Origin of the sequence: Rhodococcus sp. 105337 (assembly GCF_012844225.1) — a bacterium.
In the GTDB taxonomy this organism is placed as follows: domain Bacteria; phylum Actinomycetota; class Actinomycetes; order Mycobacteriales; family Mycobacteriaceae; genus Rhodococcus.
The window spans coordinates 246,973-260,330 of record NZ_JABAGQ010000005.1; the positions used below are offsets into that span (position 1 = coordinate 246,973).

The 13,358-nt window shown below is 68.6% G+C and carries 14 protein-coding genes; 7 read left to right on the forward strand and 7 right to left on the reverse strand.

All coding sequences use genetic code 11. The annotated features are described in order from the left end of the window. Positions 1 to 143: 143 nt before the first annotated feature. Entirely contained in the window at positions 144 to 812 is a 669-nt protein-coding gene (locus tag HF886_RS11135; protein WP_169621080.1) for a TetR/AcrR family transcriptional regulator, read from the forward strand. Between the two features lie 13 nt (positions 813 to 825). Next, positions 826 to 1,443: a YqgE/AlgH family protein gene (locus tag HF886_RS11140; protein WP_206036880.1), complete on the forward strand. Its 618-nt coding sequence runs from the start codon at positions 826 to 828 to the stop codon at positions 1,441 to 1,443. A gap of 7 nt (positions 1,444 to 1,450) precedes the next feature. On the opposite strand, the gene HF886_RS11145 is transcribed toward HF886_RS11140, so the two are convergent. Together HF886_RS11145 and HF886_RS11150 are read right to left on the reverse strand one after the other, a co-directional pair. Beyond that, on the reverse strand, positions 1,451 to 2,455 hold the full coding sequence (locus tag HF886_RS11145; protein WP_169652359.1) for a DUF1648 domain-containing protein: 1,005 nt from the start codon (positions 2,453 to 2,455) through the stop codon (positions 1,451 to 1,453). A 97-nt stretch (positions 2,456 to 2,552) separates the two neighbouring features. Further along, on the reverse strand, positions 2,553 to 2,957 hold the full coding sequence (locus tag HF886_RS11150) for an SdpI family protein (protein WP_169620926.1): 405 nt from the start codon (positions 2,955 to 2,957) through the stop codon (positions 2,553 to 2,555). Positions 2,958 to 3,061: 104 nt separating this feature from the next. Between HF886_RS11150 and leuS the strand changes: the two genes are divergently transcribed. Continuing rightward, a complete protein-coding gene (gene leuS / locus HF886_RS11155) occupies positions 3,062 to 5,944 on the forward strand; it encodes a leucine--tRNA ligase (protein WP_169620927.1) in 2,883 nt (960 codons plus the stop codon). 69 nt (positions 5,945 to 6,013) lie between these two features. Here leuS and HF886_RS11160 read toward each other — a convergent pair whose 3' ends face one another. The 3 genes from HF886_RS11160 to HF886_RS11170 form a co-directional block, all read right to left on the reverse strand. Then, positions 6,014 to 6,688, reverse strand: a complete 675-nt coding sequence (locus HF886_RS11160; RefSeq protein ID WP_169620928.1) for an IF2 family translation initiation factor — start codon at positions 6,686 to 6,688, stop codon at positions 6,014 to 6,016. An 88-nt stretch (positions 6,689 to 6,776) separates the two neighbouring features. Beyond that, entirely contained in the window at positions 6,777 to 7,340 is a 564-nt protein-coding gene (locus HF886_RS11165; RefSeq protein WP_206038687.1) for a CsbD family protein, read from the reverse strand. Positions 7,341 to 7,440: 100 nt separating this feature from the next. Next, the gene (locus HF886_RS11170; protein ID WP_169652323.1) at positions 7,441 to 8,265 is read right to left on the reverse strand and encodes an alpha/beta hydrolase; all 825 of its coding nucleotides are present in this window, start codon (positions 8,263 to 8,265) and stop codon (positions 7,441 to 7,443) included. Between the two features lie 152 nt (positions 8,266 to 8,417). On the opposite strand from HF886_RS11170, the gene HF886_RS11175 reads away from it, so the two are divergent. Genes HF886_RS11175 through HF886_RS11185 form a run of 3 tightly spaced genes read left to right on the forward strand, consistent with a single transcriptional unit; the run spans position 8,418 to position 10,897 of the window. Continuing rightward, on the forward strand, positions 8,418 to 8,801 hold the full coding sequence (locus HF886_RS11175) for a nuclear transport factor 2 family protein (protein ID WP_169620931.1): 384 nt from the start codon (positions 8,418 to 8,420) through the stop codon (positions 8,799 to 8,801). Continuing rightward, the gene (locus HF886_RS11180) at positions 8,801 to 9,781 is read left to right on the forward strand and encodes an alpha/beta hydrolase (RefSeq protein ID WP_169620932.1); all 981 of its coding nucleotides are present in this window, start codon (positions 8,801 to 8,803) and stop codon (positions 9,779 to 9,781) included. Before HF886_RS11175 ends, HF886_RS11180 begins: the two co-directional genes overlap by 1 nt. A gap of 36 nt (positions 9,782 to 9,817) precedes the next feature. Continuing rightward, positions 9,818 to 10,897, forward strand: coding sequence for a DUF6777 domain-containing protein (locus tag HF886_RS11185; protein ID WP_169652324.1), 1,080 nt, complete (start codon positions 9,818 to 9,820; stop codon positions 10,895 to 10,897). Positions 10,898 to 10,924: 27 nt separating this feature from the next. Here the strand turns inward: HF886_RS11185 and HF886_RS11190 are convergent, their stop codons facing one another. Together HF886_RS11190 and HF886_RS11195 are read right to left on the reverse strand one after the other, a co-directional pair. Then, positions 10,925 to 11,596, reverse strand: a complete 672-nt coding sequence (locus HF886_RS11190) for an SDR family oxidoreductase (protein WP_169620934.1) — start codon at positions 11,594 to 11,596, stop codon at positions 10,925 to 10,927. A 57-nt stretch (positions 11,597 to 11,653) separates the two neighbouring features. Then, positions 11,654 to 12,259 (reverse strand): YdcF family protein, encoded by a 606-nt coding sequence (locus HF886_RS11195; protein ID WP_240952249.1) that lies wholly within the window; start codon positions 12,257 to 12,259, stop codon positions 11,654 to 11,656. An 84-nt stretch (positions 12,260 to 12,343) separates the two neighbouring features. On the opposite strand from HF886_RS11195, the gene HF886_RS11200 reads away from it, so the two are divergent. Further along, positions 12,344 to 13,354 carry a PHP domain-containing protein gene (locus HF886_RS11200; RefSeq protein WP_169620936.1) on the forward strand — a complete coding sequence of 337 codons (1,011 nt, stop codon included), beginning with the start codon at positions 12,344 to 12,346 and terminating at the stop codon, positions 13,352 to 13,354. Positions 13,355 to 13,358 lie beyond the last annotated feature (4 nt).

The window sequence follows — 13,358 nt, forward strand, 5'->3', positions numbered from 1 at the left end:
ACACGCGACCCTATCGATCGCGACTTTGCGCGGATGTCCCGCCCGGCGCGGCAGGGAGCAGCGCTCACATTTGTTTGCGGTGCTTCCGGTAGGGCAGGCTGGGCGACGTGACAACACCCCGCGCCCGGGCTCGTGCCCGCACGATGGCGGACATCGTGGCCATCGGCCGTGAGCATCTCGCCGCCGGTGGCGCCGAGGCCCTGTCGTTGCGGGCGGTCGCCCGCGATCTCGGGGTGGTCTCCTCGGCCGTCTACCGGTACGTCGCAAGCCGCGACGAACTTCTGACCCTGCTGGTGATCGATGCCTACGACGAACTCGGCGATGCCGTCGACGCAGCCGTCGATGCCGTGGATGCCGCCGACCACCGGGCACGCTTCTTCGCGTTGGGCCGGGCGGTGCGAGCCTGGGCGCGTGCCGAGCCGGCCCGGTACGGCCTGATCTTCGGTACCCCTGTGCCCGGCTATCACGCACCCGCCGAGCGGACCACCCAGCCGGGGACCCGCGTCGTTCTGACTCTGGTACGCATCCTGGTCGAGGCCCACCGGGCCGCGGCGCTGGACGAGGCGACGGAAGTCCCCACAACCGCCGGGCTCGTCGGTGATCTCGATCGCATCCGTGCCGAGATTTCCGCAGACCTGCCGGACGACGTTCTGGCGCGCGGTCTGTTCGTGTGGCCGGCGCTGTTCGGGGCGGTGAGTTTCGAAGTGTTCGGCCAGTACGGCACGGACACCTTCACGGACCCGGAGTCGTTGTTCGACCACCACCTCGCGTTGCTCGCGCGGACAGCCGGGTTCCGGCCGACATCGCGGTGACGCCGGTGACAGAATGTCTCTCGTGGCGCAGCACCAGGAGGAACCCGAGGACCGCACCGCACCTGTGACTCCGAAGGTGCGGCCCGGAAGTCTCCTCGTCTCCGCCACCGACCTCACCGAACCGACTTTCCGCCGCAGCGTCGTCTACGTCGTGGAGCACACCGACGCGGGCAGTTTCGGCGTCGTCCTCAACCGCATCAGCAATACCTCGGTCGACGCGATGCTGCCACGGTGGACGCGGCTCGCGGCGGCGCCGAAGGCGTTGTTCGTCGGCGGCCCGGTTCACCGGAGTTCGGCATTGTGTCTGGGCACGGTCCCGGTCGGAATGTCCGTCGACGGTGTGCCCGGTATCCGACGGGTCGACGGGCGCGTCGTGATGATCGATCTCGATTCGGATCCGGCCGTCATCGCCCGGCACGTCGAAGCCGTGCGGATCTTTGCCGGGTACGCGGGATGGAGCGGGGGTCAACTCGACGGGGAGCTGCGCAACGACGACTGGATGGTGGTCTCCGCGCTCCCCTACGACATCTTCACTCCCGCGCACGTCGACCTCTGGGCGCGGGTCCTGCGCCGTCAGCCGCTCCCGCTCGCGCTGCTCGCGACGCATCCGATCGAGATCGAGCGGAACTGACCGACCGTCAGGTGGACGGTTCCGTCAACCCGGTGGGGTCGGTGGATACTGCGGCGCCGCGTCGATCCGCGAGGGTGTTGAGTGCCCCGGCCAGCTCATCGGCGCGTGCCGAGGTGACCGTGAAGACGTGGCCCGACGCCGTTGACACCGCCACAGCCGGTCCGGTGGTGGTGACGAGGCCGTATCTGCCGCGCCCCTTCACCCGCAAACCCCAGCCGCCCCAGTCCTGGAAGGGCCGGGTCTCGGTGACCTCGGCCCCGACGATCTCGTCGAGGTCGTAGACCACCGCATCCGTCGCGAGGTTGCGCACCCGGATGCCCTTCTCGTCCACGATCACGGTGAAGCGCAGCAGGCTCACGGCGAGGACGGCGACCGGAACGACGACCGCCGTCGGCCACCAGCTGTCCGTGGCTGCGCACACGAGGACGGTGGGCACGAGGACCGAGCCCAGCAGGACGACGGTGGCACCGGCGCCGATACCGACTCGGTCCACCAGGGGTGATTCGACCGGTCCGCGGGGCAGAGCGGGTGCGGGCGGGCGTGATGCGGGTGTGCGTTCGCGTCCGTCGCGCAGCAGGGCCGCACCGAGCCATCCGACTGCGACACCCGCGACCGTGCCGACCGCGATCGACCAGGTGGGAAATGCTGTCTGTGTCGCGTCCGCGACGTCGAGCTGGGCGCCGAGCACGGCGACGAATGTCGCGACCATCACCCCGGTGACCCCGAGACCGATGACGAGCATGTAGCGCCGCATCAGCAGCAACGACCGGGCGAGCGCCGCGATCGCACAGCAACCGCCCCCGACCATCACGACGAGCAGCGCCATCGTCCACGCCGACGAGCCGACCGGTCCGAAGCCGTCCGGGCGCGATCCGGTCCAGTGCGTTGCCACCTCGGCCGGTAGCCGTGGCTCCCAGAGACGGGCGAGAACGATGATCGAGGCGGCGGCGAGTACCGGAACCACGATGCCGAAGACAACACCGACAGGATCGATCACGCGGGTCTGCGACACGGCCTCACTCTGCGAAACGGCCTCACTCTGCGACACGGCCTCACAGTAGAGGCTCGGAGCCGTTCTGCGTTGCCGGCGACGCCGGCGCCGGGATCTGTCAGGCGCTCGGCTCGCACGCCCCGCGCAGGCTGCACGCACCGCAGGACGAGCCGCATCCCTCGGATTCCGTGGGCTTCGTCGCCGCCGCGACCCGCGCACCGACCGCACCACCGGCACCGGCGGTGACGAGCGCCGCCCCGACGGTGACGACGATCGCGATGATCGCCGCGACGGTCGGCAGGGTCAGGCAGGCGATACCGCCCACGGCGAGTAGGACGGCAGCCCCGAGCATGCTGGGGGCCGCAACCTTGTTGGCCAGCGCGAACGTGGTGTCGTCGCGAAGAGAGTCGGGGGTGCGCACTCCGGCCCAGCGGTTACGCGGCAACTTCCCGGCCAGCGCTGCGACACCGACCGCTCCGACGACGAGAGCGAGCAGGAAGAGCAGAAGGGCGACGATCAGCACTCGGTCAGGATACGCGTCGGCCGAAGGCGCCGGTGAGGTCGGGTTCGGGCACGTTCTACCCTGGTAGGAGCCCACAAACGCCGGCCGAGTAGATAGCGATCACCGTGACCCGTCCCGATCAGACCTCCGCACAGCCGCACGCTGCCGCACAGCAGCAGTCGTCCGACGCCACCCCGAAGCATCGGTATACCGCCGAACTCGCGGGGCAGATCGAGCAGCGCTGGCAGGAGCTGTGGCGCGAGCGCGGCACCTTCCACGCCGCCAATCCCGTCGGCGCGCTCGCCGGCGATGTGCCGGCCGACAAGCTGTTCGTGCAGGACATGTTCCCCTACCCTTCGGGTGCGGGCCTGCACGTCGGCCACCCGCTCGGCTACATCGCGACGGACGTCTACGCGCGTTATCACCGCATGCAGGGCCGCAATGTGCTGCACACACTCGGCTACGACGCCTTCGGGCTGCCGGCGGAGCAGTACGCCGTCCAGACGGGGACCCATCCCCGCACGACCACCCAGGCGAACATCGCCAACATGCAGCGCCAGCTCGGGCGCCTCGGACTCGGGCACGACGAGCGTCGCTCCATCGCGACCACGGACGTGGAGTTCTACCACTGGACGCAGTGGATCTTCCTCACCATCTACAACGCGTGGTACGACCGGTCGGCAGGGAAGGCCCGCCGGATCTCCGAACTCGAGGCGGAACTGGACGCGGGTGTCCGCTCCCTCGAGGACGGCCGTGACTGGTCGACCCTGTCGGATGCCGAGAAGCAGTCCGCTCTCGACGGCTACCGCCTCGTGTACCGCTCGGATTCGCTGGTCAACTGGTGCCCCGGCCTGGGCACGGTGCTCGCCAACGAGGAGGTCACCGCGGACGGCCGTTCCGAACGCGGGAACTTCCCGGTGTTCCGGAAGAACCTCCAGCAGTGGATGATGCGCATCACGGCGTACTCCGACCGGCTCATCGACGATCTCGAATACCTGGACTGGCCCGAGAAGGTCAAGTCGATGCAGCGCAACTGGATCGGGCGCAGCCACGGCGCACAGGTGAAGTTCGGTGTGGCCGGGCATGATTCGGATATCGAGGTCTTCACGACCCGGCCCGACACGCTGTTCGGTGCCACCTACGTCACTCTCGCACCCGAGCATCCGCTGGTCGACGAGATCGTCGCCGCATCCTGGCCGGAGGGTGTCGATGCCCGCTGGACCGGTGGCGCCGCGTCCCCAGGTGACGCCGTCGCCGCGTACCGCGCGTCGATCGCGGCCAAGTCCGATCTCGAGCGGCAGGAGAGCAAGGAGAAGACCGGCGTCTTCGTCGGCGCCTACGCGGTCAACCCCGTCAACGGGGAGAAGCTGCCGGTCTTCATCGCGGACTACGTCCTGACCGGGTACGGCACCGGAGCGATCATGGCGGTGCCGGGCCACGACCAGCGTGACTGGGAATTCGCGACCGCCTTCGGGCTGCCGATCCGCGAGGTCATCACCGGTGGCGACATCTCGGAGGCGGCATACACCGGCGACGGTGTGCTCGTGAACTCCGACTACCTCGACGGTCTGGCGGTGCCGGACGCGAAGAAGACGATCATCGCGAAGCTCGAGGAGTCCGGGGCGGGAGTCGGAACCGTCCAGTACAAGCTGCGCGACTGGCTCTTCGCGCGCCAGCGCTACTGGGGCGAACCGTTCCCCATCGTCTACGACGCACAGGGCGAGGCTCACGCGATCCCCGAATCCATGCTGCCCGTGGAGCTTCCGGAGGTCGAGGATTACGCTCCCGTCTCGTTCGATCCCGACGACGCCGACTCGGCCCCCTCGCCTCCGCTCGCGAAGGCCACGGACTGGGTGAACGTCGAACTCGACCTCGGCGACGGTCTGCAGCGCTACACCCGCGACACCAATGTGATGCCGCAGTGGGCAGGCAGCTCGTGGTACCAGCTGCGCTACATCGACCCGCTCAACAACGAGGAGTTCTGCGCCAAGGAGAACGAGCAGTACTGGACCGGGCCGCGCCCGGATCTGTACGGGCCGAACGATCCCGGCGGCGTCGATCTGTACGTCGGCGGCGTCGAGCACGCGGTGCTGCACCTGCTGTACGCGCGTTTCTGGCACAAGGTGCTGTTCGACCTCGGATACGTGACCTCGTCCGAGCCGTACCGGCGCCTGTTCAACCAGGGATACATCCAGGCGTACGCCTACACCGACGCGCGCGGTGTCTACGTCCCGGCCGAGGACGTCGTCGAACGCGACGGAAAGTTCTTCTGGACGGGTCCCGACGGCGAGCAGGAAGTCGCCCGCGAGTACGGAAAGATGGGCAAGTCGCTCAAGAACTCCGTTGCGCCCGACCAGATCTGCCACGACTACGGTGCCGACACGCTCCGCGTCTACGAGATGTCGATGGGCCCGCTGGACCAGTCGCGTCCGTGGGCGACCAAGGACGTCGTGGGTGCGTCCCGCTTCCTGCAGCGTGCCTGGCGACTGGTGGTCGACGAGGAGACGGGCGATGTGCGGGTCACGGACGAGACGCCCGGCGACGAGACCCTGCGTGCGCTCAACAAGGCCGTTGCCGGGGTGACGGACGACTACGCACACCTGCGTGACAACACCGCGATCGCCAAGCTGATCGAGTACACCAACCACCTGACCAAGCAGTACCCGGCGGGTGCGCCGCGCAGTGCGGTCGAACCCCTCGTGCTCATGCTCGCTCCGGTGGCGCCGCACCTCGCCGAGGAACTGTGGTCCCGGCTCGGACACACGGAATCGCTTGCGCACGGGCCCTTCCCGACCGCAGACGAGAAGTGGCTCGTCGAGGACTCCGTCGAGTACCCGATCCAGGTCAACGGGAAGGTGCGCAGTCGCATCACGGTGCCCGCCGATGCGAAGCCGGATGCGATCGAAGCCGCCGCGCTGGCGGACGAGAAGATCGTCGAGATGCTCGGCGGCGCCGCGCCCCGGAAAGTGATTGTCGTACCGGGCAAGATGGTCAACGTCGTGAAGTAGACGTGTTCACCTAGGCGACGAACATGTGCCCGGCAGCTCGCACGAGCTGCCGGGCACTGTCGGTTCCTGCTACTTGGACTGCCTCGAAGCCGAACGCCGCGAGGACTTCTCCGCGTCGGCGAGGTTGCCCACCTTCTTGGCGTCCTGCTCGGCCTTCTTCGACTCGAGTTTCTTGGCGACGGCATCCTCGAGCGCGATCTTGGCCGGTTCGGATGCCTGCTTCTCGGCCTCCCGAACGGCCGTCTGCTGCTTCCGCTTCGCCGCTTCGGCGGTTTGCTGCTGCTTCTCGGCCTGCTTCGTGGCCTGCGCGGTCTGCGCTGCCTTCTTCTGCGCGGCTTCCTGTGCGGCCTGCTTCTCGCGCTCGTCGCGCTGGGCTCGCGCCTGCTCCACGTCGCGTTCGCGTTTCCGTCGCGCCTCCTCGCGCTCGTCCGCCGCGCGTTCGTGCGCGCGCCGCAGTTCCTCGTCTGCAGCCCGCTTTTCGTCGGCCGCCTGCCGGTCGAGTTCTTCGGCGCGGATCACGGCCTGCGCGCGTTCGTTGGCCAGCGCCCCGCGTGTGGCGATGTCCTCGTCTCCCACCACACTGCCGACAATGCCGTCGAGCATACCGAGGCCGCGCTCGTACATCAGGCGCGGTGCCGCGTCGGACGGGAGGAACCGCAACTGCTGTTCGATCACGCCCAGAGGGAATCGGGCGATGCGATATTGCAGTCGCAGAACGCTTTTGGGTAAGGCGGTCAGATTCATGGGCACATCTCCAGTCTCCGGTTCTGTGGGCCGTACGAAGTCGGGGTCTCGTCGAACACGGTTCGCGGGGTCGCCGCTGACGCCCGCGTCAGCGGTCGTGCTCGTCCAGCGCTTGTCCGAGAGCCTCGGCCCGGCGGCGTTCCTGTTCCGCCTCGAGGCGTGCGCGCTCGGCGTCGGTGACGGCTTCTCCGTGTTCCGCGTGGGCGTCGCCCACGTCTGCGGCAACGTCGGCTGCCTCCGCGTTCTCCCGAGCCCGGGCACGCTGTTCGGCGAGGGCCGCGTCGCGCGTCGCCTGGGCTTTCTCGCGCGCCACCTGCTCTTGTTGCTCGCGTTCGGCCTCGTGCTTCCGCATCTCGGCTTCCTGGTGCGCACGGGTCTCTGTGGCGTCGGCTCGGCGTTCCGCCGCCGCACGTTCCTGGCGGCCGGCCTCGTGCACAGCCTCGAGATGGTCGGTGGCCTGCTTGGCTTCGGCGTCCGCCAGCTGTGCGGACGTGTCCGCTTCCTTGCGCTTGCGTGCCTCCTCCTGCTCGAGGCGGCCTTCGGCGGTCAGGGAGTCGTTGCGGGTGAGCGCTCCGGCTACTTCCTTGAACTTGCCGACCACGGATTTCCTCAACCCTTCACGGGCTTTGTGCGATGCATCCTCTTCGGCCACGGGAACTCCTTCCGATGGGTCCACGAGAAAGTGGCTTTCGGCGGGATAACCGCGAATGGCACGCTTCAATCCTGAACCGGCCGGAGAATTCCCGGTGTCGTCACCCGCCCGTGCGGGCTTCCCCCAGGTGGCTGCGCACGAAATCGAGCACGTCACCGAGAACTTCGTCCCGGTTGGTCTCGTTGAAGATCTCGTGTCGCGCGCCGGGGTACACCTTCGACGACGACGTGCTGCCGGCGAAGGTGGACCAGCCGCTCGCGGTTCCGTCGAGCGGCACGAGGCGGTCGTCTTCCCCGTGCAGCCACAGCACGGGCACGGTCTCGACCGGGCCGGCCGTCGTGACGAGGTCCAGACACGCCTTCAGGGCTTGCACGGTGACCCGCTGGAACGGTCCGTGCCACACGAGAGGATCGTCGATGTACGCGCGTCCCACCTCCGGATCGCGCGAGAGTGTCTCGGGATCGATAGGAGTATCAGGGATCTCGTCCGCTGCCAGCAGCGTGTCGACCACCGGCCACGTACCGAGAACCGGCCCGGAGAGAACGACGGCGGCGAGTTCGTCTCCGAATCGCTGCGCGTACCGTGCGGCGATCATGCCGCCCATCGAGTGTCCGATCAGGGCGACGGGAAGCCCCGGGTGGTCGCGCCGGGCGGTGAGATCGAGGCGGCGGAAATCGTCCACCACGAGCTCGAAATCGGGCACGAAGACGCGCTCGCCGTCGCTGAGTCCGTGACCGGCATGGTCGACGGCGTACACCGCGGCGCCGTCGTCGACGAGTCGCGCGGCCACATGGTCGTAGCGGCCGGCGTGTTCCCCGTAGCCGTGGCACAACAACGCGATGTATCGGGGCGTCGCCGTCTCCCATTGCCTGGCCGCGAGCGTGCCGGCGTGTCCGTCGAGGGTGAAGGCGAGGGTCTCGGGCATCGTGCTCCTGGCGTCGCGGGTCGAACCGTCGGTGGTGGGGTAAGCATGGCACGACTGTGGCCCAGGACTGTGTGATCACAGCCTGGTCGGAATGCGCGTCGTGCTCTAGCCTCCAACGTGGAACACGTTCCAGAAATCGAGAGGGCTCACCCATGGCACCCACCCGTGACGCGATCCGCGCCACCGTCGAGAACTATGTCCGGTCGGTCGCGAAGGGAACGGTCGACGATGTGCTTGCGCTCTACGCGCCCGGCGCCACGGTCGAAGACCCGATCGGTACGCCCGTGCGCACCACCGAGGCCGAACTCCGCGAGTTCTACGGTGTGATCGAGCCGATGACGCAGACGGGCGAAGTACTCGAACTCAAGATCGCCGAGAACAACGCGGCGTTCCTCTTCCGGCTCGTCACCCACCTCGGCGAGCAGGATCTGGTCATGGAGGTCGTCGACGTCATGACGTTCGACGACGAGGCGCGAATCTCGAGCATGAAGGCGTACTGGAGCCAGGAGGACATGAAGACCGTTCCGGCGTCCTGATGGCGTCCCGCACCGTCGACGTCGACGGTTTCACGTGGAACATCGACGACAGCGGCGACGGCCCCGCCGTCGTCCTGTGCCACGGCTTCCCGGGTCTGGGCTACAGCTTCCGGCACCAGAGTGCCGCGCTTGCCGGAGCCGGATATCGGGCGATTGCGCCCGATATGCCGGGGTACGGCGGCACCGATCGTCCGGCCACCGTCGAGCAGTACACAGCCGTCGCGACCTCCGACCGTCTCGTCGGACTGCTCGACGCTCTCGGGATCGCCCGCGCGGTATTCGTCGGCCACGACTTCGGTGCGCCCGCCGCGTGGACCACGGCGCTGCGTCATCCCTCCCGCGTCGCCGGTCTGGTCCTGCTGGCCGTGCCGTACGCGCCGGACAGGCTCCGTGCCCGCCCGACGGAGTTGTACCGGAAGATGGCGCGACAGCATTTTCTGCACCTGCACTATTTCCAGGAACCCGGCGTCGCGGAAGCGGAACTCGATCCGCGGGCGCGCGAATTCCTGCAGCGGCTGTTCTTCGCTCTCTCCGGTGAGTACCGGTACCTCGACGTGTGGAATCACCCGTCCGAGGGGAACGGCTATCTCGACGTGCTCCCGCAGGCACCTGCCCTTCCGTGGGCGTGGCTCTCGGAGGAGGAACTCGACACGTACGCCGCGGTATTCGACCGCACCGGCTTCGGTGGCGGGCTGTGCTGGTACCGGGCGTACGACGCGAACTGGCTCGCCTCGGCTCCTTACGAGGGCGCCGAGATCACGGTGCCGACGCTCTTCGTCGCGGGCGACCGGGATCCGGTCGTCACGATGTCCGGTCCTGGAGCGCTCGAGCGGATGAGCGCCGCTGTGCCCGACTTGCGGGGCATTCATCTTCTCCCCGGAGCCGGACATTTCGTGCAGATGGAACGGAAGGCGGAGGTGGACGCTCTGCTCCTCCGCTTCGTGTCCGACGTCGTCTCGCCCGCGGGAAGTGCCGAATAGCCATATCTCCGTACGCCATCGACCTAACATGGCGACGTGGCCACCGACACAGTGCGTGGATTCGGGCTGGTGCTCGCGCTCACCGCGACGCTTGTGGCGGGCGCGTGCACATCGGGCGGTTCGGAGGAACCCCCGACCGTGCGACTCCAGGTGACGACGTCGCAAGGCGAATATCCGTGGACCGGCCGACTGCTCCCGGCGCAAGCGCCCGTGGCCGTACCCCCGCCCGCACGCGATGTCGTCGAGACGGCCGGCGACCCGGTGGCGGCGGACGGCGCGACGCCCGCGGTGTCGGGTGACCGGGCCGCTCTCTACGGCGGGAGCCTCGAACGAGATTTGTGTGACCGGAATGCACTGGTAGACACGCTCGAAGGTGACCGCTCCAAGGCAGACGCGTGGCGGGACGTCCTCGAAGTCCCCGACATCCGGGGGTATATCGCCAAGCTCACCCCGGTGCTGCTCCGCGCCGATACGCGCGTCACCCTCCACGAGTACGAGGACGGCGTGGCACGACCCGTCCAGTCCGTACTCGAGACGGGAACGATCGTGCTCGTCGACAACCGCGGAGTCCCCAAGGTCCGATGTGCCCGCGGAAATCCCCTGTCGTCGCCGGTGCTGACAGAAGGTGCCGAGCTCGAGGGCCGAAGCTGGTCCGGCCTGAATCCCGAACGGCTGTTCGTCGTTCAACCGGCGGCCCAGCCCATCGAGGAGTTCCGGGTCGTCGACATCATGACCGGTGGCCTCCTGCCCGTCCGGATCGGAGAAGGCAAGCAGGCGCCCGCGCCCCCTCCGCCACCGGAGGTCGCGCCGACGGAACCCGAACCGTCTCCGTCGCCCGAGCAGCGTGCACAGGAGCAGCGACCGCAGCCCGCGCCGGCACCCGAACCCGCACCGCCCCCGGTGGCACCGCCGCCCGCCCGGCCCCCGGTGTTCGTGCCGCCTCCGCCGCCGCCGGCGCCCGCCCCACCGCCGGCACCCGAGCCGGCTCCACAGCCACCGCCGGCGCCTGCTCCGGCTCCGCCTCGTGCGCCGGCCCCGCCACCTCCGCCGCCGCCCCCTCAGATCCAGATTCCGATTCCCGGCGGACCTCCGGTCGTCATTCCGCTGCCCTTCTGAGTCCTGCGGCTCCGGGGCGCACCCGCGTCACCAGGGACGCAGAACGATCTCCGTGGGTTGCGCGTCGCGCGGGGTCTCGATCGCCTGCCGCACCGCCCGGGCCACCGTGCTCGGCTTCAAGAACTGCTCCGGGTCGTACTCGCGACCTTCGGTGGCGATGATCGCCCTTTGCATGTCGGTGTCGATCCGGCCGGGGTGGACCGAGGTGACGCGCAGCGACGGCTCCTCGAGCCGCAGCGCGTCGCCGAACGCGCGGAGCGCGAATTTGCTCGCCGCATACGCACCCCAGCCCGCATTCGCGCGGAGACCCGCTCCCGAATTGATGAGCACCACATGCCCGTTCGCTGCACGCAACGCAGGGAGCAGCAACCGGGTGAGCTCGACGACGGCGACGACATTGCTTTCGAACGTCTCGCGCCACTGACCGGCGTTCCCGTCGGCGATCGTTCCGAGTTCCGCGATTCCGGCGTTGTGTACAAGAACGTCGAGGTGCTCGATGCTCCCCGTGGATCGTGCAACGGCATCGTGGTCGAGGAGATCGACCGGCCACGCGGTGGCGGCCGGAAGTTCGGTGAGCACGGCGTCGAGGGAACCGCGACTGCGCCCACCGACCAGGAGATCGTGTGTGGGGGCGAGTTCACGGGCGATCGCGGCACCGAGGCCGCGGCCTCCGCCGGTGATGAGAGCTGTTGGACGCATGGGTCCACACTATGAGCCGCGCGGAGGGCATGGCGATCGCGGCAGGACACCGCTTGCTCAGCGCACCGCCAGGATGTCGGCGAGCCGGCCGTCGCGCGGCGTCGACACCACCGGGTCACGGGGGAACCGCAACTCCAGGAATGCCTTCGGTCGCGAGAGCAGATGCTCGCGGAGAAGATTCCGGACGCGGGTACGGGTTCGTACGTCCCCGCTCGCCCGGACACCCGTGATGTCGATGCCCGCCCGGCGGCACAGCGCGACGGCGCGGGGCAGATGAAACGACTGCGTCACGATCAGCGCGTGCCGGACTCCGTAGGTCTCCACCGCCCGGCGAGCGGTGTCGTAGGTGTCGAGGCCGTACGGATCGGTGACGATCTGCTCGCGGTCGACGCCGTGCGCAACGAGGTACCCCACCATTGCCGCGATCTCGTCGCCTGACGTACCCGCCGCGTCGCCCGACACCAGCACCGCCCGCACCCGGCCGCTGCGGACCAACTCGACGGCCGCGTCGAGCCGTCCTCGCAGGTACGTCATCGGCGCACCCGCACGCACCCGGGCGCCGGGCACGATCACCACGGGCGCAGGGGGTGCTTCGGCGATGTCCACCATCCGGCCCTGCGCCTGCGCGCTCACCTGTGACGACACCCAGGCGAACGCGGACATACCGCCCGCGACGGCGACGGCAAGAGCAATCGGACATTTCGGCATGGCCTCCACCGTACGGACCCGCGTTGCCACAATGGAGAGATGGATCCGGTCACAGCTCTTCGTGAGGTCGCGTTCTATCTCGAACGCGAGCATGCCGCCACCTACCGCGTCCAGGCCTTCCGGCACGCGGCCGACATCGTCGCCGGACTCGACGACGTGGCGCGGTCCTCGAGGCGCCGCCGGGACAACTGGACGGAACTGCCCGGCATCGGTCCGAAGACCGCAGCGGTGATACGCGAGTCCTTCGACGGCGTTCCCGAGTATCTCGCCCGGCTGCGCGAGGAAGCCGAACCCATCGGGAGAGGCGGGCAAGAATTGCTCGCGGCGCTGCGCGGTGATCTGCACACCCACACGGACTGGTCGGACGGCGGCAGCTCGATCGACGAGATGCACCGCGCCGCGTCGTCGATGATCGGGCACGAGTACTACGCGCTCACCGACCACTCCCCCCGGCTCACGGTCGCGAACGGGCTCAGCGCCGAACGCCTTCTCACTCAGCTCGAGGTGGTCGCGGAGATCAACGAGAAGGGCGAGGGCGCACGGATACTCACGGGAATCGAGGTCGACATCCTCGACGACGGAACGCTCGACCAGGACGAGGGCCTGCTCGCGGAACTCGACGTGGTGGTGGCCAGCGTGCACTCCCACCTCCGTGCCGACCGTGACGTGATGACGAAGCGGATGCTCCGTGCTGTCGAAAACCCTCACGTCGATGTGCTGGGGCACTGCACGGGCAGGCTCGTCACGGGGGGTCGCGGGCAGCGTCCCGAATCGAAGTTCGACGCCGAGAAGGTGTTTGCGGCGTGCCGCGACCACCGCACCGCGGTGGAGATCAACTCCCGGCCGGAGCGCCGCGATCCCCCGTCACGCCTGATCGATCTCGCGCTGGCGACGGAGTGCCTGTTCTCCATCGACACCGACGCCCACGCACCCGGGCAACTCGCGTGGCTGGGCTACGGTTGTGAGCGCGCTGCCGAGCGGGGCGTCGAACCGGATCGGGTGATCAACACGTGGTCCGTCGACGACCTTCTCGCCTGGACCGAAGGGTAGGAAC